The sequence below is a fragment of the Paenibacillus sp. FSL M7-0134 genome, from assembly GCF_038007865.1.
Lineage (GTDB): Bacteria > Bacillota > Bacilli > Paenibacillales > Paenibacillaceae > Paenibacillus > Paenibacillus polymyxa_B.
Genome location: NZ_JBBOXV010000002.1, coordinates 609,091 through 634,077 on the forward strand (window position 1 = coordinate 609,091; position 24,987 = coordinate 634,077).

Here is a 24,987-nt window from a genome sequence, read left to right on the forward strand (position 1 = left end):
AATTGCACCATGAAAAATAAGAAGTTAACCGCTCAGCTGGCAGCTGCTTTGCTGCTGCTGACCCCCTCGTTTCCTGCCGGAGCAGAGCAAGCTACCGTGATAGATACGGCTTCCGTATCCAAGGGGTCCACACGGAACAATACTGCCACCTGGACGGATGTACAGAAGCTTACAGCACAGCAATTGGAACAACTACAAAAAGCCCGTGAACTCGGGATTATCCAAGGCGATCCCGCCGGAACGCTCAGACCTGAGCAGAAGCTCACACGTCAGGAGCTAGCCGTGCTGCTAGTCAAAGCGTTGCAGCTTCCGACGGGCAACTTGGACGGCGCTGCCTCCTTCACGGACGTGCCCGCCGATAGCTGGGGGCGCCCGGCTATAGAGGCAGCCCGTAAGGCCGGGCTGATGCAGGGCGACGCCAACGGACACTTCCGTCCGAATGACCTGATCAGCGCCCAAGAACTGGTCGCGCTGTTGGTCAGGTCCGCTGGGACGGGTACGTCTGCGGGCACGCCCGCCAGCACAACCGACTCGCCGTCGGCGCAGACGCTGCCGACGGCGTGGAAGGACGCCAGCCCGTGGGCGACCCCGATGATTCGGGCGGCGCTGAATGACGGGCTGATGAGTGAATTTGGCGGAAATCTGCACGCCAAAGACTCGGTAAGCCGCGTAGATGCGGCCAGCCTGCTCGTATCTGCTTTGTTTCCACAGGAGCGTGCTTCGCAGCTCCAGGAAATGGACGGCAAGCAGATACGGATCAATGGCATCGCTTATGACGTTGCAGAGCCGCTGCGCGGCATTTTTCACGCGGATAATCAGGCCGCGCTGCGCAACGCAGGCATTCGTTTCCATGCCATAGGCCGGACGGTGGATAAGGTCACTTGGCTGGAGCTTCGCAGCAGCGGGAGTTCGGCTCGTGACGGCGAAGCGGAGTTCAGCGGCAACGTTGTGCTGGACGGACACGGCTCTACGTTAAACGGAGATTTGGTGATTGCCGGGGATTTTACATCGGTGCTGCATTTGAAAGTGGAACAGCAGTTAACGGTGGATGCCCGGGTGCAGCAGGATTTTTATGCACAGGATGTACAGGTACAGGGACAGACCCATATTAACGGCGGAGATAACAATACAGTTGTATTTGATAGCTCAACGTTGACACAAATGGATGTCACAAAACCGGACGTTCACGTTGTACTCAGTGGTACCGCAAGCGCGACAGTCATGAACGTGCAATCCAACGCAAGCATTGAGGTTAGCGTCGATGCATCCTTGCCGCAGCTGAATGTTAATGAAGGGGCGAACAAAGTCAATCTTCAGGGAACGGTTCAGACCGTTCAGGTAAATGGCAGCCAGTCCGTCGAAATGACAGGTAATAGCACGATCCAGCAGCTGACCGTCACAGGGACGGGTGCCTTGGAATTGAAAAATACAGGTAGTATTGAAAATATTCAAGTCAGCAACCCGGCAGCAAGGGTGAATGTGAGTGGAAATGTACAGGTATCTGCGGTCACACTGGGTACCGGAGTAGCTTCCAACGCTGTTACGGGCCTAGCTGTGGCAAGTGTAACAGGCACGTCCTCATCTTCTGGAAGCTCATCTGGTTCATCCAGCAGTGCTAACCGTTCACCGGAAGTCGTGAATGCTTCTGTAGAGCGTGTAATTACAGAAGGCGCTGGTGAACAATTGTACGATTTACGCCAATTCTTTACCGATCCTGATGGGGATATCTTGACCTTCTCGGCAGCTTCTCTTCAATCCGGCATCGTACGGGCGTCTGTATCGGGCAATACATTAAAGCTTACGCCAGTCAGTGTCGGAAAAGCATCCATCAGTGTATCGGCTAATGATGGACGGGGAAAAAGGGTGTCGTCTACCTTCAAAATTATCGTGAATGGCAATCCTGTATCTGCAGGTATATCAGATCAGGCGCTTACTGTGGGACAGTCCGACTCGGTACTGCATTTGAACGACTATGTTCAGGACCCGGAAAATGCTAGCTTAACGTATCAGGTTACTGTTGATAATCCTGCTGTAGCGTCGGTGGTGCTTACAGGAGATGAATTGCGTTTGAGTCCGCTTCGCGCGGGCAGTACGATCGTTCATGTCACTGCCAATGACGGACAGCAAGGAGAAGATGGCAGCACAGGCCAAAAGCAGATTGAATTCAAGCTAACGGTTCAGGGCACTCCTAACCATGCTCCGCATGGACAAGACCCTCAACCGCTAACCGTCACATTGGGTCAGCCGAATACGACGCTGGATCTTTCCACGATATTTACGGATGTAGATGGTGACCCGCTGGTGTTCACAGCGACCAGTTCGGATGCTTCTATCGTGCAGACTGCCATAACGAGAGATCAGCTATCTTTGCAGTCGCTGCAAGCGGGGAGTGTAAGTATTACCCTGACGGCAGACGACAGCAAGGGTGGAACAGATACAGTTACCTTGATTGTAACGGTTTTGCCTATACCGAACAGTAGCCCGGTGGTAACCCGTGTACCAGACGCGGTACATCTGATTTTAGGCAAGGCTGACGGAACCGTGGATCTGTCCACTATCTTTGCCGACCCGGATCATGATCCGATTCGTTATGAAATCAGTTCGTCTGATCCAGCCGTGGCAGATGCTACAGTTCAAAATGATCAGCTTGTCATTCATGGACTGACTAGCGGCAATACCGTGATTACCATCACGGCTAAAGACGATAGAGGCGGAGAGATTAGCACAGACCTACAGGTTCATCTATTGGAAAATGCAGTTATTACAGCAATTCCTGAGCAGTTGCTTCAATTGGGAGATGCTGCATCAGAACTGGATCTCTCACCGTTCCTGTTGAACTGGGATCTAGCATCCCTGTCAGTGACAGCAGACACGTATGATCCAGGAATTGCTACGGCCCATATGAATGGTCAGAAACTACAGCTAAACCCAGTGAGTGTAGGGACCACAAGTGTAACACTCAGTGTGTATGATCAGTACGGACGTGCAGAGGGAGCGACGTTCCCGGTTACCGTCAGCATGCCTCAGCTCAATCATGCTCCTCAAGTCATTTCGGCTATAAACGAGCAGGTATTGACCCCCGGAGTTACACAACAAAGGGATTATGATCTGCAACAACTGTTCAACGACGAGGATGGGGATGAGCTTCGGTTTACAGTCAGCTCCAGTGATCCGACGTTGGTGAGTGCATCGCTTAATGGCAGCATTTTAACACTGGCTTCGGGTACAGGCAGCGGCCTTGCTGAAATTACTATTACGGCTGCGGATGATCGGGGTGGCTCAGTTCAATACACGTTGAATACACGCAACGCGGAGCTGGTTTCCGGCGGTATCACTCCGATTGGGGTTAAATATGGCTTGCCGCACAGAACCGTGGATCTATCCAGTTATTTCCCAGGACAATCTAAATTCCTGGTATATAGAGGAACGCCATCATCGACATTCCTCGGTCCTGTAGAACTCATGGGCACCTCTATCCCCCTTTCTCCCGAACCTTTACTGGTATGGGTAGTAGGAGCAGATGGAAGGGCTGCTGTATTTCAGGTCCAACAGGAACCACAGCAAGCGCCTGCTGTATATTTCTCGCAATATGTGGATGGCGGGGATGGAAGAATTGTTTTGCAATTGCATTATAACGGGAATGGAGACCCTTCCCATCGGGCAGACGGTTACTCACTTGAGTTTCATCAATGGATGAAGAAAACAAACCAAATGAAAGTTACCACTTTACCGATTAATCCGCTTTATCCTGCCATGCCATATATAATCATCGACAGTATCTTTTATGATTTCATGGATATTACGAATGCTTGGTATTTCAATGATGAGGGCGATTTCTACAACCCGAGCGAATTTAATACCGTTGCATATGTTTTAAAATACCAAGGACAAGTGGTAGATGTATTAGGAAATCCAAATTCGCATGAGCAGTTTGCACCACAAGGAGGAACGTTCGTCCGCAAGCCAGGAATATCCTACGGATCGTCTGCCTATAATCAGCCAGATGAGTGGAATGCGTTTCCGAAAGGGACCTATCAATATGTCGGCGCTCATACACCATAAACGGTATGCTTTGTAGCACCAAGGAGACTCCTGTCCCCTCGAGAATGATTATTTGACTTTTTTAAGAGTCCAGCTTAAGTAGGTCGTAGGAGTTGCTGGCAGAGCGACTATATTTCAGGTTCATCAGGAACCACAGGAGGCATTTCTTTTGTTTTTTTCACAATATGTCGATGGTGGAGACGGTCGCATCGTGCTGCAATTGTTTTACAACCGAGAATGTGACTTCTCTCATAAAATAGAAGGATATGAGCTGGAGGTTCACCAATTCATGAAAAACACGAACCGCATGAACGTATCCAGCATAGCGCTATATCCGGTTAATCCAGTAATTCCGTATCTGATCATAAACAGCATCTTTTACAATTTCATGGATGTCACGAATGTTGCCTATTTTAATCAAGAGGGTCATTTCTATAACCCAAGTGAATTTAATACGGTCGCATATGTACTGAAGTATCATGAAACTGTGGTAGATGTGATTGGAGAGCCTCATTCGCAGAATCAATTGTTTCCTCAAGGGGGGACATTTGTTCGTAGACAAGGTATATCATGTGGCTCGCCCGTTTTTAATCAGCAGGATGAGTGGATTGCATACCCGAAAGGTACTTATCAATATGTAGGCAGACATACACCTTAATCGGTATGTTTGTCTGCGATCGCTGTCTGTTGAAGACAGGTCATGAATTACTTATAAAGGTGTAACCCAACAACTATGGAGGGTTACACCTTTTTGTATACTGAGCATTTTGTATTCATCCAAGCCTTTACTGTACAAGGAGATTTTCAACATGAAACTAGAGGCATGGGGAGTTCTTCCGCAGCAGTATCAATATGCTTGAACAATGTACTCAACTGAATTACAATACAATTGATAATGATTTTTAATATCAATTAGGATGAGAAGGGGGAGTTGAACTACATGTTTGGATTGACAAAAAAGCTACATATTTATATAGCACTTATTCTGATGATATCGGTGCTGGCTGGTTGTGCCTCGGGTGGAACTACAGGGACAACTGACCCTTCAAGCAAGTCTGCAAGTGGTAATAAGAGCAATTCAGTAGAAAGTGGTGCGGACGAGCAGACCAGAGTTATCAAACATGCCATGGGTGAAACGACAATTAAGGGAACTCCGAAGAGGATTGTAACCTTGTTTCAGGGTGCCAATGATGTTGTTGTTGCACTTGGTGTGAAGCCAACAGGTGTTGTGGAATCCTGGGTTCAGCAACCCGTATATAAATATTTGAAAGCGGATCTGGATGGCGTGACGCAGGTAGGTCAGGAATCACAGCCGAATCTGGAAGAGATCAACAAGTTGAAGCCGGATCTAATCATTGCCACCAAAACAAGACATGAGGATATCTATGATCAACTGTCCCAGATTGCTCCAACGGTAGTTACCGAGACGTTGTTTGACTGGAAAGAGACGGTAAAGACGGCTGGTGAAGCGATGAATATGAAGGAACAGTCGGACAAGTTGCTTGCCGATTGGGATGCAAGGGTAGCGGATTTCAAAGACAAAATGGGTGACCGTCTACCCATTGAAGCGACTATTACGAATTTCAGAGCCGATCAGGTTCGCATTTTCTATATGGGATACGCCGGGAAAATTTTGAAAGAGCTTGGATTTACCAGACCGCCTGGACATGATGAAGACACCTGGGGTGTGGAGTTGACTTCGAAAGAGAACATCCCGGATATGAACGCAGATATGATCTTCAACTTCAATTCAGGTACGGAAACAGAAGCTATTGAGAAGAATTATAAGGATTGGACCAGCAGTCCGCTCTGGAAAAATCTCGATGCGGTAAAGAATAACCAGCTGGTACAGGTTGATGAAGTGGCCTGGAACATGGGAGGCGGATACACATCGGCCAACATGATGCTGGACGACCTATACAAGCAGTTCAATCTGAATTAATGGGAGCAAGACCTGCCATGCACCAGGACATCGTATACGAAGTGTATGGGCAGGCAGGTCTTTTTGCATTTCACGAATGAAAGAGTGAGAATATGTTTCCCCTTTTTACGAAGGCAAGTACGAAGATGTATGGACTATCCGGCTTATTCATTTTACTATTACTCGCCTGTGTAGCCAGCATGATACTGGGACGCACACACATAACATTTCAAATAGCAGTGGATGCACTACAACACTATGACGAAAGCTCAGTGGAGCATGTCGTACTTCTGACAGAACGTTTACCACGCACAATTATTGCCGCTGTTGTTGGTGCAAGTTTGGCGGTGGCGGGAGGACTCATGCAAGCGCTAACTCGTAATCCGCTCGCTTCACCAAGTGTGTTTGGGATCAATGCGGGCGCCATCTTTTTTATCGTTATTGCCATCGTGGTGCTGTCGGTGTCCTCGCTCAGTACGATGATGTGGTTTGGTTTTGCCGGGGCAACCATTGCAACAGTGATTGTGTACGCGCTTGGGTCCATCGGTCGTGATGGTCTGACTCCCATCAAGATTGTGCTGGCGGGTACCGCCATCTCTGCACTTTTTGCTTCGTTCACGCAGGCAATCCTGGTGCTGGATGGAACGGGATTACAGGACGTGTTGTTCTGGCTTGCAGGTTCAGTGAGCGGTCGGACACTCGACATGCTGTATCCTGTACTGCCATATATGACGGTTGCCATTGTGGTATCCCTGTTTATGGGCCGGGCGATCAATCTGCTCCTGACCGGTGATGATATCGCCAAAGGCATGGGACAGAACGTGCTACTGGTTAAGCTGCTTATGGGAGTCGTTACGGTATTGCTAGCCGGTGGTTCTGTTGCGGTGGCCGGTTCGATTGGTCTGGTAGGATTAGTTGTACCGCATATCATGCGGGCGTTTGTTGGCAACGACTACCGCTGGCTTGTTCCCTACTGCATTCTGGGCGGCGCCATTTTGTTATTGGCGGCGGATGTTGTTGCACGGCTGATCATCATGCCGCAGGAGGTTCCGCTTGGCGTTATGACAGCGCTCATTGGTGGTCCCTTCTTCGTCTATATTGCCCGCAAGGGGGGGACGAAGATATGAGGAAGATGATTACTTTTCGCAATAAGAAAGATACGTTATCCTTGCAAATGGAGCGCAAATCGCTGTTCATCATCGGAATCTGTATGGTTTTGGTATTGATTGCATCCATTCTAGGAACTAGTGTGGGTAATGATTTCATATCTCCCCTGAATGTGCTGCAGACGATTTTCGGTCTGGGCGCAGGCGATCATGACTTTGTCGTGTTGACGCTAAGGCTGCCGCGTGTGCTGTTATCGTTGCTTGTTGGTGCAGCACTAGGCATGTCCGGTGCCCTATTGCAGGGGATTATTCGTAATCCGCTCGCTTCACCGGATGTGATCGGGATAACGGGAGGAGCTGCCGTTGCCGCTGTAGGTTTTGTCACCCTGCTGGGTGGAACCATCAGTATCAAGCTGTTGCCGCTGTTTGCCATTATGGGCGCGATGATTACCACAATCATCATATATCTTCTTGCCTGGAAAAAAGGAGTAAGCCCGATTCGACTGGTGTTGATCGGAATCGGAGTGTCAGCCATTACGGGGGCCGGGACGACCTTCATGCTGATCCTTAGTCCATTCTATACGGCTGGTCAGGCGTATATCTGGCTGACGGGGAGTGTGTATGGAGCATCGTGGACCGATGTCAGAACGATCATCCCGGTGATTGTAATCGTGCTTCCGTTGGCGATCTGGTTTGCCCGTAGTCTGAACGCACAGGAATTCGGGGATGATCTAGCCACCGGGCTGGGGGTCACTGTACAGCGTCATCGTTCAGCACTGCTACTGTGCAGTGTACTGCTGGCCGGGGGTGCTGTAGCTGTCGCGGGGACGATTGGTTTTGTCGGTCTGATTGCGCCGCATATTGCCCGGAAGCTGGTAGGGCGTATGTTTGGCAGCATGCTCATCGTTTCGGGACTGGTCGGTGCCCTGCTTGTATTTGCTGCTGATCTGATTGCCCGTACGGTATTTCTGCCGCTCGATGTTCCGGCAGGGGTATTTACCGCCGGGGTAGGAGCACCGTTTTTCCTGTATCTGTTGTTCAAGAATCGAAATCAGTTTTGAGGAGGAGAATGCTGTGAGTATTCTGGAAGCCAAGGACCTTACGATCGCCTATGGCGCAGAGCCTATTATTGAGAATCTGAACCTGACTATTCCCAAGGGGAAAACTACTGTCCTGATTGGCAGCAATGGTTGCGGGAAGTCCACCTTGCTGCGAACGATGGCGCGGCTGCTGAAGTCCAGTTCAGGCTCGGTGCTGCTGGATGGCGAGGAGATTGCGAAGTTGCCTACCAAGGAAATTTCAAGACGTATGTCCATTCTGCCGCAAGGCCCTTCTGCTCCAGAGGGACTGACAGTGAACCAACTAGTTCGGCAAGGACGGTACCCACACCAGACCTGGCTGAAACAGTGGTCCGGTGAGGACGAACGCATGGTCAGGCTCGCGCTGGAATCCACACATCTGACTGCTCTGGCTGATCGGCCCATGGACGCATTATCCGGCGGACAACGCCAGCGTGCCTGGATTGCGATGACACTCGCACAGGGAACAGAGACCTTGCTGCTGGATGAACCAACGACTTATCTGGATATGACCCATCAGATTGATATTCTGGATCTGCTGTTCGATTTGAATGAACGGGAGGGGCGCACCATAGTGATGGTTCTTCATGATCTGAATCTTGCGTGTCGCTATGCTCACCATATCGTGGCTGTCCACAACAAGTCCATCTACGCGGAAGGAAAACCGGAAGACATTGTTACGCAGGACATGGTCCGCGCGGTCTTCCAGATGGAGTGCGACATTGCGGTTGATCCGCTGTTTGGCACACCAATGTGCATTCCGCACGGGAAGGGAAGGAAGTTAAATGAAACCACACGCTACAGCCACTTGGCTTGATGATCAAGAGATGCAGGCCTTGGCTGCCGAATACCGTTTGACCTGGGAGCCTTCGACAGATCGTACATTTTCGATGCCATTTACGGACTTGCTGGACCCGTCCAAAAGCCTGAACTATTTGCAAGGGGTGAGTAGCATCTTTGAGACGGATTCTGAAACGGCTACTGTATCTCTCTTTGCTAAACGGTATGCTTACTTGATTTTGGCTTCGGGTCTCTATGCCATGTCACGCTTCAACAAAGGCCTAAATTATGAGATTGCCAACGGCACGATCGAATCCAGTTATCAGGGGGAGGCATGGCTCCCCAAGGCTCGTCTGACTAATTGGCAGACGACCTCACCGGAGGCGGATCAGCGTGGCGTATGGAGAGATCAGGTGATTGAACAGATGTTCGCCGGTAATCTGGCCAAGGTGTGGCAATCGCTGTCCAAGGCAACGCGGGTTTCACGTTCAGTCCTGTGGGAGAACACGGCCATTTACGTATACTGGCTCTATGAGAACAAGTTTGCTGAAGGAGCCACGCCTGAAGAAAAGCAGCGTGTCGAAGAGGACTTCCATTATCTAATTCGTGATGCACCTGCACATCTCTTTGGTGAATCCCGTAATCCGCTCAAGCAGTTTAACACGCCCAAGCGGGCAACAGCTGTCTCAGATACACCCATTCGTGTGCGCAAAACCTGTTGTTTCTATTATCTCGCTGCAGATGATCCAGAAGATTACTGCCCAACCTGCCCCAAATTAAAGCATTAATGCCGATGATCATCATCCACATCCCCAGCCTATACTTCATTGCATCTCAATACAGCGAATAGCACAGGCAAGCTTATGACATAACGAAATTCAGAGCTTGCCTTATTTGTTGTGCCCATTGTTCCATGAACACTCCTTCATTTGGGGATTCTCTCCCTGCAAAAACCATCTTATTTTTCCTAAAAAGCTTATTATTGACAAGGTGACTGAAATTGCCATAAAATAGATTTTGTTTGAAACTGATAATCATTATCAATATTATTTCCATCAAATCAATCCGATGAAAGCACAACCAGGAGCGAACGCCTTCATTCGGTCGGGGAGGATTTTCATTGTTTCCGAAAGGAATTCATAATCTGCAAAACCGACTCATCATAAGCAAAGCAAGAGAAATGGGAATGACCTGCGAGCCACTTCTCGCAGAATGTGAAGATTTTTTGGAATTATCCTATGGGGATAAGCGCAGAGTCATTAATAAAACCAGATCGCATCGTCTACCCTTGATCGCTGGACTGCTCGCCAAGAACAAGCAGGTTTGTAATATGCTACTGCATGAGCGGGGAATGCCTGTGCCGCCGTTTATCGTTATCGAGGCAATGGGTGACAAGGCAACGCAGTTTCTGAAACTGCATCGTTCCGTTGTAGTGAAGCCGCTGGACGCAAGCGGCAGTGCAGGTGTGACACTGGACGTTCGAACAAACGAGGAACTGGAAGCGGCTATTGCCCGGGCGGGTACCCATAGTAACAGCATCATGCTGCAGCAATTCGTAACGGGTGTGGATTACAGGGTACTGGTCATTAACGGGGAAGTGGCGGCAGTAAATGAGTATCGACCTGTCTATGTAGAAGGAGACGGCACCTCAACCATCCGGGCGTTGATTCGAATGTTGAATCAGCAGCGAATCCAGCATACCAGTATAGGGAAGTTCGAGGCCTTTCCCAAGATTAATGAAGACGCAGAGCCTTTGCGAAAGGTTCTGCTTGGACAGGGAATCACACTGGAGGAGGTACCTGCGGCAGGAAGGGAGATCGAGCTATATGATCTTCGCAATTCGGCCGCCGGGAACATCAGTGAATTTTATATGGACTGTACGGAAGCGATTCTTCCTGACAATGCACAAATGGCAATTGAGGCCGCAGGAGCCCTCCGGATTGATGTGGCTGGCATTGATATCCGTTGTGAGAATATCCGCCAGCCGCTGACAGGAGATCAGGGAGGCATTTTGGAAGTCAACGCATTGCCGGACCTGACCCACCATGTCTTCCCCTTTGGGGGGACCACACGTGATGTCGTCCGGTTGTACCTGGAGTATCTTTTTCAGATGGAACATCATTTCGAAAAGTCGATTGCAGAATAAGGGCAAATCATTGCTTGTTCTGGCTCAATAGCCCGCTTGCGTTTTGCGTTGTTCTTGCTCCTATGGTGTGATCGGTATATTCGAATGGACGTGCCTGCCCGCCGCAAGCGGTGGCATCCATCCAGCATTCCGCTGCTGGTCAGCAGTGTAGGTACTCTGGATGATTAGTCTGCTAATGGTTCAACGGGTCAGAACACCAGCAGATACGGCCAGATGGGCGGCACTGAAAGAGATTAGTATGGGTCTCGGCTGTGCCATCCTGTGACCTTGTCCCTTGTTTTATTTATAACCCGAAAGAAGGTTGGCAACATTGTTCGAGATGGAAAACAGGCTCAGGTCTGATGCAGAGCAGCAGGCGAGTATACACTCTTGCAAGCTGCTGCTCAATTGTTATATCCGAGAGCTTGCGGTGGAGAAGGAGGGCGACATTCAGATTGATCCGAATGCGATGACGTACGCAGTTGCTTTTCATGCCAGCGGGGTGATGATAACCGGACAATTAGCGTATTACTCGGCTATGGGAGAGCATGAGTACCGAAGCGTACAACAGCACGGGCAAGCGGTGCATTATCAGGACCTGGTTCGCTGGATCACACGGGAGCTGAGTGAAGACACGGCGTATGGAAACAGCCGGCATGAGCAAGGCAGGTTGACCCATGCGGCTGATGTGCGTGATTTTGCGGAAAAGGTAGATAACAGCGTGAATAATCTTGCACTGTATATCGAGCAGGCTGCTGGACTTGGCATATATGATTACTGTACTTCCGAACAGTCTCTGGTATATGGTCATCCCTTTCACCCGTTTCCGAAAAACTCCAAAGGCTTCACCGAACACGACGTACGGATGTACAGCCCAGAACTGCGTACCTCGTTCCAACTCTGTTACGTTGCTGTGAGGAAGGATGTGTACATGCAGGAATGGGTGGATGATTACACTAGGATCAATCTGCATGCCAGCCTGCACGGGCATGTGGAACAAGCTTGGGAAGCAGAGTGGGGTGAGCATGGGGATGAGTATGAACTACTGCCTATCCATCCCTGGCAGTATGCGTACGTGTTGGGCTTGTCCGAGGTCCAGCAGTATATTCTGGACAAGAAACTCATTCCGATGGGCAACGGCGGACCGAAGGCCTACCCGACCTCCTCGGTACGCACTGTTTATATTCCAGAGCTGAATTGCAATATCAAGCTGTCGCTGAACATGCAGATTACCAACATGATTCGCACCAATAGTGCAGAGCAGATGCGAAGGACGCTGGACGCCTCCAGGTACGTCAGGCAGCAGAATTGTTTCGGTGCAGATCAGCATACGCAGATTGCCTATGAGACAGGTGTAGCTACTTGTGACTTTCAGGAGGGAGAATTAACGAGTCTGTTTACCGTCGCATACAGACCGATTGAGTTTGACCCGGAATGTACATATGTCCTGTCGAGTCTGGTAGAAGCCCCCTTGCCGGGAATGCGATCACGACTTATGACGATGCTGGGTGGCGTACGTGCTGAAGCCGAGCGCTGGTTTGCACGTTATCTGACCTTGTCTTTGCTGCCCATTGTACGAGCGGCCGGAGAGCGAGGCATTCACTTTGAAGCTCATTTGCAAAATACTCTCGTGACGCTAAGAGACGGAATGCCTGAGGCATTTATCGTGCGTGACTTGGAAGGAGTCAGTGTCGATGAGGAGCTGATCCATGAGGTGGATACCGCTCCCTCTAGATTGTTGTTTTATCCACGGGACAAGGCTTGGGCGAGGACATCCTATTACTTTATTATCAATCATCTGGGTTCCCTCATTCATGCGATGGCAAGGGATGTGAACGTATCGGAGGAGCATTTCTGGGCAAAGGTCCGCGAAGTGCTTGTGAAGGAACTGGATCGAACTGGAAACGTGTATGTGCAGCATTTGCTGACCGCGGACAGTTTTCTGGCGAAACAAAATCTGGTGAGCTGTCTCAGGGGGATCAGTCAGACCCCGGCGTATGTGCCGGTGAGCAATATAATGAACCGAATAGGGAGTGAAGTGGCGTGGGGTTCATAGGGTACAGGGCTGAGAAAGGTCACAAGACGGCAGTATACACGGATGTACAGGAACGGATCATGCGGCAGGCGCTGGAAGCCATGTGGTTCGAGGGTATCCTTGACTGTAAGGTGGGGGAAAACGAATGGTGTACTGTGGGGCGGAGTACGTCAGGGCAGGCTGTGACATACAGCTGTGAGGCGGAGCGAAAATTTTCATTTGGCCGAGTGAAGGTGGCGAAGGGCTCGATTCGAAGAGAGGGCGTTCCCTGCACCGATATGGATCTGTTTCTGGAGGAAATGGTACTGAACCTTCTGGAGGGTGCGAATGTGACGGCCTTCATTCAGGAATTGCTGGAGACGATGGCGAAGGACAGTCAGTGCCGGGCTTTGCTGCCTGAGAAGATTCCGGATGAAGACCTGCACTATGATGCCCTCGAAAGCCATATGAGCGATGGTCATCTCTACCATCCAAGCTACAAGTCGAGGCTTGGCTTCACCCTAAAAGACAATCTTGCTTACGGTCCAGAGTTTAACTCGGATGTGACCGTATACTGGATTGCCGTGAAAGAAGGACTTGTGCAAACGTCTCTTTCCACAGGCTACACGTCAGAACAGTTGGTGAGACAACATCTCACAGAGGAGGATATCAGCCGATTTAATCGGATACTTCAGTCGGAAGACACGGAGGGTAACCGCTATATATTCATTCCTGTTCATCCGTGGCAGTGGGAACACCAGCTGGAATCGGTGTTTGCCCGGCAACGAATGGACAGAGATATCGTTTTTCTCGGCCCTTCGGACTCAACCTATCGCGCCCAGCAGTCCATTCGTTCCCTGTCGAACCGGATGAATTCGAAGGCACCGTATCTCAAGCTGTCGCTGAGTATTACCAATACATCGAGCATACGCATTTTGGCACAGCACACGACCCAGAATGCACCGCTAATCAGCGACTGGCTGGAAGCACTCATTCGAGAGGATGAGTTGTTGCAACGGGAAGAGTTTTCCATTCTGAAAGAGATCATGGGACTCTCGCTCCGGTACGAGAATTTGCCTGCAATCCAGTATGGACGGGCGTATGGCACAACAGGGGCGATCTGGCGTGAAAATGTATCTGTTCATCTGCAAGAAGGCGAGACTGCCTGGCCCTTAAATGCACTTATGCTGGTACAGTCGAACGGGGTACCGTTTATCCAGGGTGCAGTTAAGCATCATGGCATTCAGAAGTGGAGTGAAGCGCTCGTTAGAACGGTATCGCTGCCTATTATTCATCTGCTCTATGCACACGGCATCGCGCTGGAATCGCATGCCCAGAATATCATTTTGGTGCTGGAAAATGATCTGCCGAAACGGATCATCATCAAGGACCTTCATGATGGTGTCCGCTATGTACCCGAGAAGTTGCTGAATCCAGAACGAGCCCCGAAGCTGCACCCCGAACCGGAGACCCACCGCAAGTTCAATCGGTATTCCTTTATCTACGCGGGTGACGTGTCGGAAGTCCGGGACTATACGTATGATGCGTTCTTTTTTATTTGCATGACGGATATTGCGCTGACGCTGGAGAATTTCGGTCTGACGGAAGAAGCGTTCTGGCAGCTGTGCGCGGCCACGATTGTGGACTATCAGCGAGAGCACCCGGAGTACGAGGAACGGTTCGAGTGGTTTGATCTTTTTGCCGAGGATGCGCTGATTGAAGAGATGACCAAGCGCCGCCTGTATGGGGATGGGGAACTGTATTTCCGTAAGGCCAGCAATCCGCTGAAGTTGGCGAAGGACGTTCTCGGATGAGAACCAACACGCTGAAGGAGAAAATTGAACGTAAACAGCCGGTGTTCGGTCTTTTTGTCTCTATCCCACATCCGGTCATCATTGAGATGATTGGACATGCGGAGTATGATTTTGTAATTATCGACCTGGAACATGCCGCAACGAATATGGAATCGGTGGAAGAGCTGGTTCGTGCTGCGGAGCTGGCAGGGATGACCCCGCTGGTACGCATCTCGAAGGTAGAGCGAGTAGAGATTCTAAAGGTATTGGATTGCGGCGCACAAGGCATCGTCATACCTCATGTGGAACAGCGGGAGCAGGTGGAGGAAGCGGTTCGTCATGCGTATTATCATCCGCTTGGCATGCGGAGTCTGAACAGTGGGCGACCGGGGGTATTCGGCAAGTATCCACTCACCGGGTATATTCAGGAAGCGAATGAACAGGTGATGGTTGTACCGATGATCGAAAGTGTGGAGGGCGTCCGGCAAAGTGCGAGCATTCTGTCTCATCCCCAGGTGAGCTGGGTACTAGAGGGGGCGGCAGACCTGTCGCAATCACTTGGTGTACCGTGGCAGACGGAACATCCAGACGTGCAGCGTGCGCTAGGCGCATTATACGAAGCCGCGAAGCAGTGCCAGGTACCGTATGCAACAGTGGCCAGAAGCAAGGAAGGCATGGCGCTGTGGGCCGAACGAGGGGTATACATATACGTGTTGGGCGATGACCGGAATACGGCTTTTCGGGCGTACGAACAGAAACGGAATGACTATGGAAATGCGGGTGGACTGACATGAAATCAAGCGTATGGAATATGATTCATGAACTGCAAAGGGATAGTGAAGACCCGGTATGTGCTTATGTCTACGATCTGGCTGGTATTCAGGAGCAGGTCCGTCACATGCTGCACACGCTGCCCAGAGGCACACGGCTGTTCTATGCCATAAAGGCCAATCCGGATTCCCGAATTATTGAGGCTTTGCTGCCCTGGGTTCACGGGTTCGAGGTAGCTTCCATTGGCGAGTTGCTCAAGGTGAGGAGCGTAAGTAGCGAGGTTCCAATCCTGTTTGGCGGTCCAGGGAAAAAGGAGAATGAGTTGAAGCAGGCTATCGAGCATCAGGTGAGTTTCATTCATGTGGAGAGCCTGCTGGAACTGCGGCGTGTCATCGCCATTGCTACAAGGAGAGGAGAGGAAGTCCGCATTCTGCTGCGGATCAATCTGAGAAGCAGCACATTGCCACGGATCCGGATTGTAATGGGCGGTGGTCCGAGTCCATTCGGCATGGATGAGGAGAGCGTGGAGGAAGCAGTCCGGGTCATTCGTGAGGAAGGCGCGGGTTTGGTGCGTTTATGCGGATTTCATTTTCACTCGTTATCGAACAATGTAGACGCAAGACTGCATGCCGAGATGATTGAGATGTATTTGCAAAAGGTGGAGATGTGGCAGCAGGCATATGACCTGCATCTTGAAGTAATTAACGCCGGAGGCGGGTTTGGTGTCACATATGATGGTAGCCCCGGGTTCGACTGGTCCCTGTTCACATCCCTGATTGAGCGAAGTGAGGCCAGAGGGCGCCTTGCTTCACGCGGCATACAGTTGTATTTTGAGCCGGGTCGCATGCTTGTCGCTGACCACGGTTATTATGCGGCAGAGGTTACGGATATCAAAACATCGCATGGTCAGCATTTTGCCGTGTTAAGAGGAGGTACACATCATAATCGTTTGCCCGCATCATGGGGACACAACCATCCGTTTCACATTATGTCTACGGACCGTTGGGGGCATTCGTTTGCAAGACCAGAGGTACGGGACAACAAAGTTCACGTGGTCGGAGAACTGTGTACACCCAAGGATCGTATGCATTCAGATGCGGAAGTAGAGCGGCTGCGGGTAGGCGATATTGTTGTATTCGAGAAGTCGGGAGCCTATTGCTGGACCATCTCGCATCATGATTTTCTGGGTCATCCGCACCCGGCATTCCATTATTTGACGGAGGACAATAACCATGTCAACAGTGATGAAGCGTGCCAGTCTGCAAGACGCTGAGCGCCGGATTATGGAGGATCTGATCAATGCATTTCTGGCCGAGCAATTGCTTCCGCTGGAAGGGCATCCGTTCATTGAACTCTCTACTTCACCAGAACCGTTCCGCCGAATGTTTCTGGGGGATGGTAATGGAGGTCCTTCGCAGAGCAGATGGGGAACGGGGAACAGAACCGACGGCAATGTCGCAGGTAAGGATAAGCAGGATGAGAATGGGGCAGGTAGACATAGTGGACAGCTTATGCTGCATCAGAAAGGGATTTTGTTTCTGGTGAAAGCAGGCAAAAGGCAGGGATATCAATGGGTACAAGGTTCACCCGTCTATGGAGAGACACCGGATGGAGGCTGGAAGCTTCTTGAATCTCCAGCAGTCGTAGGACAGGCTGTGCTTCGGATGACGCTTTCGGATGAAGCATACGCGCATCCCGGGGTTGCGGAATTCTTCGCAGGCGTGAAAATAGCCACCGAGCAATTGGCACTGGGACTCCAGCAGGTACAACGTCTGAGAGAACAAGTTCCGTTCAATGCCTACGATTGGTTTATCAAGGGAGAGCAGGTTGCAGCGCTGCGAGATCGTCCATTTCACCCCACCTCCAAGGCCAAGGTGGGGTTCACAGAAGCGGATGTGACCCGGTATGCAGCGGAATTCAGGAAGGAGATCCCGCTGCGATGGGTGGCGGTGCGTTGGGATGCCGTACAACAGGGATGTAAGGAAGGATTGTCCACACTGGATGTACTGGATGAAGAACAGCGGAGCAGGCTGGAAGCAGAATTGGCCCGGAAGGGCCTGAATCTGCAAGAATACATGCCCATGCCAGTACATCCATGGCAGATGGAACATATCATTTTGCCACGTTTCAACGGAGAGATCGGGGACGGTACCATCGTTGTACTGGATATTGAATTGGGAGAGGTTCAGGCGACATCGTCCCTGCGCTCGATGGCCCCGATGGAAGAATCCACACAGATGCTCAAGCTTCCGGTCAGTGTGTTGTCTCTCGGGGCCGCCCGCTATCTCCCGGTGGTGAAGCTGCTGAATGGTCTGGCTGGGGAGAAGATGTTACGACAGGCGGTGGCCTGCGATGAATCGCTCACAGGTAAAGTGTGGCTCTGCGAGGAACGGAATTGGTGGGGATACATGCCGGAATCCATGGGATTGTTCGATGATCATCCTCGCCATCTGGCCGCCCAGATTCGCATCTATCCGCCAAAGTTGCTGGAAGAAGGTGTGCAGGTCATTCCCATGGCTGCACTTGGGGTGACGCTGGAAGGTCGCCATATGTTATCTGACCTGCTGGGCAGAGAGTTAACCAGTGAAGAGGTCATGGGATTCTACACCGATCTGACGGCGTTATTCTATGATGTGGTGATGCGGCTGTTCAAGGTAGGCGTTGTACCCGAAATTCACGGTCAGAACTGCTGCGTGGTCCTGCAGGACGGACAGGTGAACGGTCTGTTATTCCGTGACCACGACTCCGTTCGTTTGCATCAGCCATATCTGGACAAACACGGCATTGCAGACCCGGGTTATCATATCCGGCCAGGATACTCGAACAGCTTGTATAATGAGACGATCCGCAAGCTGATCTTCTATGTGCAGTCGCTGGGCACGCAGGTGAACCTGGCTGCGATTATGGAAGCGCTAAGCGAGGTGTATCCTATCCCGGAAGCGAAATTATGGGATATCACCGAGCAGGCGTGGAAGGAAGCGCTTCGGGTGGTGCCGCTTCCCGAAGCTGACCGGGCTGAGCTGTTCCAAGCGGTATTCGAGAGCAGGGAATGGCCGGTGAAGCTCATTGTCCGTCCGCTGCTTGAAGCGGACGGGGTGCCTGGGGCGATGCCATCGGGCAAAGGCACAGGTCATAATCCTTTTTACAAAGGATAGAAGTTGTGACTAGAATGTTGGTTTAGATAAGATGAGAGATGACGGAGGTGACCCGGTGTAATCGGGTTGCCTTTTTATGTAAGAGTTCATTGATAGCAGTGAGTGCAGTCACATAGACACATACGAAAACATGACTATAATGAACACATAGTTAAAATTTAGTCTTTATGGAGCTGACGGTTCCAAACATCTCATTTACAAAGGAGAGAATTCATCTCATGAGCATACATTTAGAATTGGATTCCTTGTCCGTTGAAAGACTAGAATTGGCCCTTTCAGGACGACCGGGAATGTTCAAGTTGTTTTATGACACCGAGGATTGTGGATGCAATGGCGTACTCGTCATCTTGGTTGTCACTACACCGAATACAACTGATAAAGTAGTTCAGTCTGAGTCTTATTCTTTTTGGGTAGATCAGCAGCAGGAGCAGCAGTTCGATAGCAGAATGCGGCTTGAGGCAGACCCTAGTTACCCGTCATTCAAGCTAAGTAGTGATGCCGGTATATTTAGTAGCAACATTAGAATTAAAGATGTCCGCATAAAATCGTCTGAGAAGTGATAGGGAATGGAAAAAAATAATCTTACCCAATTTCAATAATATCAGGAGAACAAATTCACCAAACGCATTATTCATAAGGAAGCGGCGGTAGTCAAAGGGGATATCATTCATATCACCGGAGACGAGCATTTTGCTTATCGCAACGGCGCAGATACTACGTCCAGCCTGTATGTCGTTTTAATGAAAATACCAAGTGAGGATTATGCTCAGAATAGATAATAGGAATTCATTAGGCACCCAAAAAGCAGTTCTGAATGAACACCAAACTCCAAAAGACGATCCTGATCCAGCCCAATTGGAAGAGGTTCGTCTTTTGCGTTATATTCAATTCGTTCCTCCAAAAAACGAAGTGTTTAGTGGTCTGCTCTGAAGTGGTACAATAACCTTTATGATAATCGGAGAAGGACGTTGAGAAGATGAAAAACTTGCTTGTTTCGGGCTATCGTGCCCATGAGCTGAATATTTTCAGTCAGAAGCACGAAGGCATTCCATATATTAAAAAGGCGATTGCAGGCAGGCTTATTCCCCTGGTCGAAGAAGGGTTGGAATGGGTGATTACCCCCGGCCAATACGGGGTGGACTTGTGGGCCTGTGAGGTCGTTACTGCACTAAAACAGCAATATCCCCACCTCAAATGCTCTATTATGATGGCTTATCAAAATATGGAAGAAAAATGGAAAGAGGACAAAAAGGAATATTTTCAGCAGATTTGTGCCGAAGTTGACTATGTGGGAGTAGTCAGCCGCCAGCCTTATCAGGGAATATGGCAACTTAAGGCACGGGATGAACTCCTTTTCCGCAAAACAGACGGTTTATTGCTTGTTTACGATGAGGATGCGGGAGAGGGCAGCCCACGTTTTATGAAGGAACTTGCATTGAAAAAACAACAGGCAGAGGGCTATCAGTATATCAGCATCAGCTCGGAGGATATCCAGAGCATTGCGGATGAAGAACGATTATTCATGGACCTCTGATTTTTAAAGCATTAGCCCGGATTTTTGAACAAAAAGGACGTATTCGTCCCTTTACATTTATGTAAGCGCTATCATAAAATTTAAATAACAATAACTTATCAGTCACATAAAATAAATCTATTGAAAATACAAACCATGAAAGGAGCTAATGATTCAGATGAACAAAAGGTTTCGGTATACTGCGTTGCTCTGTCTCGGTGTAATGTTGAGTGGAGTGGTCACCCCGATGGATAGCCAGGTCTCTGCTGCTTCTACGAGGCAAATGGAAAAGCTAAGCCGGGGAGCTGTCGCTGTTAAGGTGCCTGAGGGTGTACTGGTGAGCTGGCGCTTGCTGGGCACGGAAGCGGATTCGGTCGGCTTTAATTTGTACAGAGGGACAAGCAAGGTGAACGATGCGCCGATTACATCGAGAACCAACTTTTTGGACAAGGCAGGTACGACCTCATCTTCGTATACCGTTCGTGCCGTGGTCAATGGAGCAGAGCAGGGCGCTTCTCCTGCGGTGAAGGTATGGAACAACAACTACCTGGATGTTCCGATCCAGCAGCCCGCGGGAGGCACAACTCCGGATAATGTGAACTACACATACCATGCCAATGATGCCAGCGTAGGGGATCTGGATGGGGATGGCGAGTATGAGATTGTGTTAAAATGGGACCCTTCCAATGCCAAGGATAATTCGCAATCCGGTTATACGGGAAATGTATTTTTGGATGGCTACGAGCTGGATGGAACACGCAAATGGCGGATCGACCTGGGACGGAACATACGGGCTGGAGCTCACTACACGCAATTTCTCGTCTACGATTTTGATGGAGATGGTAAAGCAGAGATCGTATGTAAAACAGCAGACGGCACGGTGGATGGTGCAGGTGTAAAGATTGGGGACGCTTCGGCTGATCATCGAAACACGAGCGGATATATTTTGAAAGGTCCTGAGTTTCTAACTGTGTTCTCAGGTGATGCAGGCAAGGCTCTTAGTACGATTGACTATGTGCCACCGCGCGGAACGGTATCGAGCTGGGGAGATAATTATGGTAACCGTGTGGATCGTTTTCTCGCCGGGGTTGCTTATCTGGATGGCGTGAGACCCAGCATTGTGATGGCACGTGGTTATTACACCCGCACCGTTCTGGTCGCATATGATTGGCGGAACGGTAACCTGAGCCGACGCTGGACCTTTGACAGCAACAGCTCCACCAATGCCGGGACGGCTGGACAGGGGAACCACAGTTTGAGCGTGGCGGATGTGGATGGAGATGATAAGGATGAGATCGTGTATGGCTCGCTGGTTGTAGACGATAATGGAGCGAAGCTGGCTAACACGGGGATGGGACATGGAGATGCACTTCATGTTGGCGATCTGGACCCCGACCGTTCAGGTTATGAAGTGTTCAAGGTGAACGAGGACAAAAATGCCACCTACGGAGCTGCCATGTACGACCCGCGTAATGGAAATATTTTATGGGGCGTAAATACAGGCAAGGATACCGGAAGAGGCATGTCGGCAGACATTGACCCGCGGACCAAAGGGAACGAGCAGTGGGCACCGGGTATTGGTTTGCGTTCAGCCAAGGGGCAGCTCATCACCAACACGCTACCGTCTTCCATTAATTTTGGCATCTGGTGGGATGGGGATCTCCTCCGTGAACTGCTGGATCATACCTCATCAAGCGCTGGAAAGATAGACAAGTGGAACTATACGAACTCGACTACTTCCAACTTGCTTACGGCAACAGGAACGAGTTCCAATAACGGAACCAAAGGAACACCGTCCTTGCAGGCCGATCTCTTCGGTGACTGGCGTGAGGAAGTCATTTGGCGCAAAAGTGATAATTCGGCGCTGCGGATCTACACAACACCATACGAGTCAGAACATCGATTCTATACGCTTATGCATGATCCAGTGTATCGCCTGAGTGTTGCCTGGCAGAACGTAGCTTATAATCAGCCGCCGCACACCGGGTTTTATCTCGGAGAAGGGATGTCCAAGCCCCAGCAGCCGAATATATATACTCCTTGATATGTCGTTCGAAAGTGGTCTGAAAGCAGCTAGAATGAACAAAAACAGAGAGGGCTCCTAGCTAATTGGAGCTCTTTTTGTCATGAGAGCCCAAAAGATACGTATGATTTCCATAAAAATGGGAACATTAGTTCTTATTGATGGAACATATGTATGAAGAAGGAGGCGGAATCTGTGAGTTCTTTAACGACTGAAGGCATGATCGAGCTCGTAACTAATGTCGGATTCCCTGCTGCATTAAGTCTGATTCTGTTAAAATACATCCTCGTCACTTTGAGTCGCAGATTGGAGGAGCTGGACCGATCTGTTAAGCAACTGTCGCTATCCTTGGAAGAGATGGAGGCAAAGCAGTTGAAACAATCAGAACAGCCGTCCCCGGCAAATACGGACAAACTTCGTGCAGAATGAACAAAAAAAGGCAAATAGAAACAATTTAGCAACCCAATCGAGAAGCGAAATTCTTATAATAGAAACGTGTGCAGTTTATGCAGACATATGATTATGGAGGTGTATATGAGTATGAAAATAAATACGAAGCTATCCGCATTATGCATTGCGGCCACACTTATGAGCGTGGCACAGGCCGCTGCTGCCGCGCCCGCCGTGACCGCTCCAGCGGAAGCGACGCAACCGAGCGTGGCCAATCCGGCTGCATCCGTCCCAGCCCAGGTGCCAGCACCAGCAGCGTCTGCATCGGCTACGATGCCAGCCCCGGCGCAAGCGCCATCGGTTCCAGCAGCCTCGACCCCGGCTGCAGCCGCAGGTTCTGCTAAAGCCGCTACACCAGTAGCTCCGTCTGCACCAGCACAGCGTCCATCTACATCGGTAGCACCAGCGGCTGCTCCGTCCGTACCGTCGACTGTGAAGCCGTCTAAGCCGCAACAGCCGTCCACTTCGGCGCCAGCAGCCGCGGCTACCAGCGTGAAACCGACGCAGCTGGACAAGCTGAACCACGAGAGTGCGGTTCCGCTAGTGCTGGAGGCGCAGTCTCGTTATCAGTATGCGATTAGTGGTGGCAGCCCGGTAGGTGAGTCGTTCCAGTTGAACGGTAAAAGCTACCGCTATCTGTCCGAGGACATCGGCACGAAGACCAAATTGATCAGCTATCTGACGCAGGCTTACACAAAGCAGGCCAGTGAGCAATTTGTCGGTAAATTTTTCGTTGAAGTTAACGGCAGATTAGCTCAGTTGAACGCAGATGGTGGCAATTTGCTAGAGTTCAGCCGGGCTACGGCGAAAATGGTAACCATGACTCCGGTGAAGCGCAGCTACCTGCTAACCGTGCCTTATCCGGCAGAAACCAAGCAGCCGAATGCGAAAATCACCGTGAATTTTGAAAAGGTCGGCAGCTACTGGAAAATCAGCTCCGCGCCGCATGTCATTTTCTAAATTAAGATTTTGCAACAGGCTTCATATGGGGTAAAGTGATGTTAAGGCTTGTTTCGTAAGCCCCAATTCAATACAGGGGAGTGCTGTGCAATGATGACACCCATCAAGGTAAAAGACGTGAAGGATATTGAAAAAATCAATCAAATCGTTTCGAATTATACCTATGACATCTGGATTCATGGCAAAAGCGGCATGGCAGATGCCAAATCCATTTTAGGCATGTATGTGCTGAAGCTGGATGAGCCGCTAACTCTGGTTGTACCTGACAATGTTAATCCCAAGAAGCTGTTCAAGGAGTTGGAGGAGTTTATCCATTTTCCTGCTCAAGAAGGATAAAAGGCAAGAAAGCATCTGCTCTATTACTAAAATAACGCAAAGAAGCCGTGGAACCTAAGTCCCACGGCTTCTTTTTTTAGTGTTCTTCCTCGTCCAAAAACGGGAGATTCACCGAATAGTACATAACCCCCATAAGCAGCACGCCACCAACCAGATTTCCGAGCGTAACCGGAACGAGATTATGGATCACACCAGCGATAGAAACCGTACCCGGATGATCCAACACGAGCGCAATGGCGAAAGTACACATATTAGCCACACTATGCTCATATCCCGAAATGAAAAAGCAGAACACAAACAGCATCATGGCAAACATCTTTGCGCCATTTTCCTTCATAAACATTGGAACAAAAAAGGCAAGACAGACCAGCCAATTACACAAAATAGCTCGGAAGAATAGCTGCATTGCAGGCGCTTCCATTTTATGCTCAACCACGTTCAGTAGAAAGCTGTTCACGCTGGAGGAGTCAAACAGCCCGGTCAAGTAAATAAGGAGTGCAAATACCCCTGCACCCAGCAAATTACCACCATAGCTGGCAGCCCATAATCGAAGCACCTGCCCCCAGCGCAGCTTTTTACGGAGCGCAGCATACGTGTAATAGAAGGTGTTACCTGTAAACAAATCCCCGCCGCCGTAAGCGATCAGAATGATGGCCGCTCCGAACGTGAGTGCCGCCATGGGATAAGTGAATGGAGAATGCTCCATGTAAAAAAAGTTGCCCGTCTTGAAGGCTACAATAACGCCGAACCCGATGAACATACTCGCCAGCATGGAACGTGCCAAATACCGGAGTAGGCTCTGCTTATAAATTTTGTACTTCTTCATGGCTAGCTGTTCGACATTGCGTAAGCCTTCCGTCTCCATATTTAAGGACAACCTCCTATTTTCTCATATGTAAGTCTTTAAACAGACTTTATTT

At 50.0% G+C, this 24,987-nt stretch carries 20 protein-coding genes; 19 read left to right on the plus strand and 1 reads right to left on the minus strand.

Annotated features, from left to right (window positions below; translation table 11 throughout):
• Nucleotides 1-9: 9 nt before the first annotated feature.
• The 19 genes from NSQ58_RS18480 (at nucleotide 10) to NSQ58_RS18575 (ending at nucleotide 24,067) form a co-directional block, all read left to right on the plus strand.
• The gene (locus NSQ58_RS18480; protein WP_341057990.1) at nucleotides 10-4,062 is read left to right on the plus strand and encodes an S-layer homology domain-containing protein; all 4,053 of its coding nucleotides are present in this window, start codon (nucleotides 10-12) and stop codon (nucleotides 4,060-4,062) included.
• A 148-nt stretch (nucleotides 4,063-4,210) separates the two neighbouring features.
• On the plus strand, nucleotides 4,211-4,699 hold the full coding sequence (locus tag NSQ58_RS18485; RefSeq protein ID WP_075153797.1) for an RTX toxin: 489 nt from the start codon (nucleotides 4,211-4,213) through the stop codon (nucleotides 4,697-4,699).
• 282 nt (nucleotides 4,700-4,981) lie between these two features.
• Nucleotides 4,982-5,983 carry an ABC transporter substrate-binding protein gene (locus NSQ58_RS18490; protein WP_068938598.1) on the plus strand — a complete coding sequence of 334 codons (1,002 nt, stop codon included), beginning with the start codon at nucleotides 4,982-4,984 and terminating at the stop codon, nucleotides 5,981-5,983.
• Nucleotides 5,984-6,075: 92 nt separating this feature from the next.
• Nucleotides 6,076-7,089, plus strand: a complete 1,014-nt coding sequence (locus tag NSQ58_RS18495) for a FecCD family ABC transporter permease (protein ID WP_023987173.1) — start codon at nucleotides 6,076-6,078, stop codon at nucleotides 7,087-7,089.
• The gene (locus NSQ58_RS18500; protein ID WP_023987174.1) at nucleotides 7,086-8,129 is read left to right on the plus strand and encodes a FecCD family ABC transporter permease; all 1,044 of its coding nucleotides are present in this window, start codon (nucleotides 7,086-7,088) and stop codon (nucleotides 8,127-8,129) included. The genes NSQ58_RS18495 and NSQ58_RS18500 overlap by 4 nt, the downstream gene beginning before the upstream one ends.
• 13 nt (nucleotides 8,130-8,142) lie before the next feature.
• Complete coding sequence (locus NSQ58_RS18505; protein ID WP_023987175.1) at nucleotides 8,143-8,964, plus strand: ABC transporter ATP-binding protein; 822 nt, start codon at nucleotides 8,143-8,145, stop codon at nucleotides 8,962-8,964.
• Nucleotides 8,933-9,715: an IucA/IucC family C-terminal-domain containing protein gene (locus NSQ58_RS18510; protein WP_053324715.1), complete on the plus strand. Its 783-nt coding sequence runs from the start codon at nucleotides 8,933-8,935 to the stop codon at nucleotides 9,713-9,715. Before NSQ58_RS18505 ends, NSQ58_RS18510 begins: the two co-directional genes overlap by 32 nt.
• A 332-nt stretch (nucleotides 9,716-10,047) precedes the next feature.
• Nucleotides 10,048-11,073, plus strand: a complete 1,026-nt coding sequence (locus NSQ58_RS18515; RefSeq protein WP_023987178.1) for an ATP-grasp domain-containing protein — start codon at nucleotides 10,048-10,050, stop codon at nucleotides 11,071-11,073.
• Nucleotides 11,074-11,392: 319 nt separating this feature from the next.
• Nucleotides 11,393-13,108 carry an IucA/IucC family protein gene (locus NSQ58_RS18520; protein ID WP_341058534.1) on the plus strand — a complete coding sequence of 572 codons (1,716 nt, stop codon included), beginning with the start codon at nucleotides 11,393-11,395 and terminating at the stop codon, nucleotides 13,106-13,108.
• Nucleotides 13,096-14,880: an IucA/IucC family protein gene (locus NSQ58_RS18525; protein WP_341057991.1), complete on the plus strand. Its 1,785-nt coding sequence runs from the start codon at nucleotides 13,096-13,098 to the stop codon at nucleotides 14,878-14,880. The genes NSQ58_RS18520 and NSQ58_RS18525 overlap by 13 nt, the downstream gene beginning before the upstream one ends.
• Nucleotides 14,877-15,653, plus strand: a complete 777-nt coding sequence (locus NSQ58_RS18530) for an HpcH/HpaI aldolase family protein (RefSeq protein ID WP_340959983.1) — start codon at nucleotides 14,877-14,879, stop codon at nucleotides 15,651-15,653. The genes NSQ58_RS18525 and NSQ58_RS18530 overlap by 4 nt, the downstream gene beginning before the upstream one ends.
• Complete coding sequence (locus tag NSQ58_RS18535) at nucleotides 15,650-16,903, plus strand: type III PLP-dependent enzyme (RefSeq protein ID WP_341057992.1); 1,254 nt, start codon at nucleotides 15,650-15,652, stop codon at nucleotides 16,901-16,903. The genes NSQ58_RS18530 and NSQ58_RS18535 overlap by 4 nt, the downstream gene beginning before the upstream one ends.
• Nucleotides 16,863-18,785 carry an IucA/IucC family protein gene (locus NSQ58_RS18540; protein ID WP_341057993.1) on the plus strand — a complete coding sequence of 641 codons (1,923 nt, stop codon included), beginning with the start codon at nucleotides 16,863-16,865 and terminating at the stop codon, nucleotides 18,783-18,785. Before NSQ58_RS18535 ends, NSQ58_RS18540 begins: the two co-directional genes overlap by 41 nt.
• Nucleotides 18,786-19,003: 218 nt before the next feature.
• Nucleotides 19,004-19,345 (plus strand): iron-sulfur cluster biosynthesis family protein, encoded by a 342-nt coding sequence (locus tag NSQ58_RS18545; RefSeq protein ID WP_076295764.1) that lies wholly within the window; start codon nucleotides 19,004-19,006, stop codon nucleotides 19,343-19,345.
• A 416-nt stretch (nucleotides 19,346-19,761) separates the two neighbouring features.
• Nucleotides 19,762-20,319, plus strand: a complete 558-nt coding sequence (locus NSQ58_RS18555; protein ID WP_023987185.1) for an SLOG family protein — start codon at nucleotides 19,762-19,764, stop codon at nucleotides 20,317-20,319.
• 157 nt (nucleotides 20,320-20,476) lie between these two features.
• The gene (locus NSQ58_RS18560) at nucleotides 20,477-22,342 is read left to right on the plus strand and encodes a rhamnogalacturonan lyase (RefSeq protein ID WP_445671676.1); all 1,866 of its coding nucleotides are present in this window, start codon (nucleotides 20,477-20,479) and stop codon (nucleotides 22,340-22,342) included.
• A gap of 174 nt (nucleotides 22,343-22,516) precedes the next feature.
• On the plus strand, nucleotides 22,517-22,750 hold the full coding sequence (locus NSQ58_RS18565; protein WP_023987187.1) for a hypothetical protein: 234 nt from the start codon (nucleotides 22,517-22,519) through the stop codon (nucleotides 22,748-22,750).
• A gap of 111 nt (nucleotides 22,751-22,861) precedes the next feature.
• Nucleotides 22,862-23,731 (plus strand): DL-endopeptidase inhibitor IseA family protein, encoded by an 870-nt coding sequence (locus NSQ58_RS18570; RefSeq protein ID WP_023987188.1) that lies wholly within the window; start codon nucleotides 22,862-22,864, stop codon nucleotides 23,729-23,731.
• Between the two features lie 90 nt (nucleotides 23,732-23,821).
• Nucleotides 23,822-24,067, plus strand: a complete 246-nt coding sequence (locus tag NSQ58_RS18575; RefSeq protein WP_023987189.1) for an HPr family phosphocarrier protein — start codon at nucleotides 23,822-23,824, stop codon at nucleotides 24,065-24,067.
• A gap of 76 nt (nucleotides 24,068-24,143) precedes the next feature.
• On the opposite strand, the gene NSQ58_RS18580 is transcribed toward NSQ58_RS18575, so the two are convergent.
• Nucleotides 24,144-24,932, minus strand: coding sequence for a formate/nitrite transporter family protein (locus NSQ58_RS18580; protein ID WP_071559145.1), 789 nt, complete (start codon nucleotides 24,930-24,932; stop codon nucleotides 24,144-24,146).
• Nucleotides 24,933-24,987: the final 55 nt, after the last annotated feature.

Bases quoted from the DNA above. Each gene is read 5' to 3' on its own strand.
- NSQ58_RS18560 (WP_445671676.1), top strand. From the start codon at position 20,477: ATGAACAAAAGGTTTCGGTATACTGCGTTGCTCTGTCTCGGTGTAATG.
- NSQ58_RS18545 (WP_076295764.1), top strand. From the start codon at position 19,004: ATGAGCATACATTTAGAATTGGATTCCTTGTCCGTTGAAAGACTAGAA.
- NSQ58_RS18580 (WP_071559145.1), bottom strand. From the start codon at position 24,932: ATGGAGACGGAAGGCTTACGCAATGTCGAACAGCTAGCCATGAAGAAG.
- NSQ58_RS18575 (WP_023987189.1), top strand. From the start codon at position 23,822: ATGATGACACCCATCAAGGTAAAAGACGTGAAGGATATTGAAAAAATC.
- NSQ58_RS18520 (WP_341058534.1), top strand. From the start codon at position 11,393: ATGGAAAACAGGCTCAGGTCTGATGCAGAGCAGCAGGCGAGTATACAC.
- NSQ58_RS18510 (WP_053324715.1), top strand. From the start codon at position 8,933: ATGAAACCACACGCTACAGCCACTTGGCTTGATGATCAAGAGATGCAG.
- NSQ58_RS18500 (WP_023987174.1), top strand. From the start codon at position 7,086: ATGAGGAAGATGATTACTTTTCGCAATAAGAAAGATACGTTATCCTTG.
- NSQ58_RS18555 (WP_023987185.1), top strand. From the start codon at position 19,762: ATGAAAAACTTGCTTGTTTCGGGCTATCGTGCCCATGAGCTGAATATT.
- NSQ58_RS18490 (WP_068938598.1), top strand. From the start codon at position 4,982: ATGTTTGGATTGACAAAAAAGCTACATATTTATATAGCACTTATTCTG.
- NSQ58_RS18495 (WP_023987173.1), top strand. From the start codon at position 6,076: ATGTTTCCCCTTTTTACGAAGGCAAGTACGAAGATGTATGGACTATCC.
- NSQ58_RS18480 (WP_341057990.1), top strand. From the start codon at position 10: ATGAAAAATAAGAAGTTAACCGCTCAGCTGGCAGCTGCTTTGCTGCTG.
- NSQ58_RS18540 (WP_341057993.1), top strand. From the start codon at position 16,863: ATGTCAACAGTGATGAAGCGTGCCAGTCTGCAAGACGCTGAGCGCCGG.
- NSQ58_RS18530 (WP_340959983.1), top strand. From the start codon at position 14,877: ATGAGAACCAACACGCTGAAGGAGAAAATTGAACGTAAACAGCCGGTG.
- NSQ58_RS18535 (WP_341057992.1), top strand. From the start codon at position 15,650: ATGAAATCAAGCGTATGGAATATGATTCATGAACTGCAAAGGGATAGT.
- NSQ58_RS18570 (WP_023987188.1), top strand. From the start codon at position 22,862: ATGAAAATAAATACGAAGCTATCCGCATTATGCATTGCGGCCACACTT.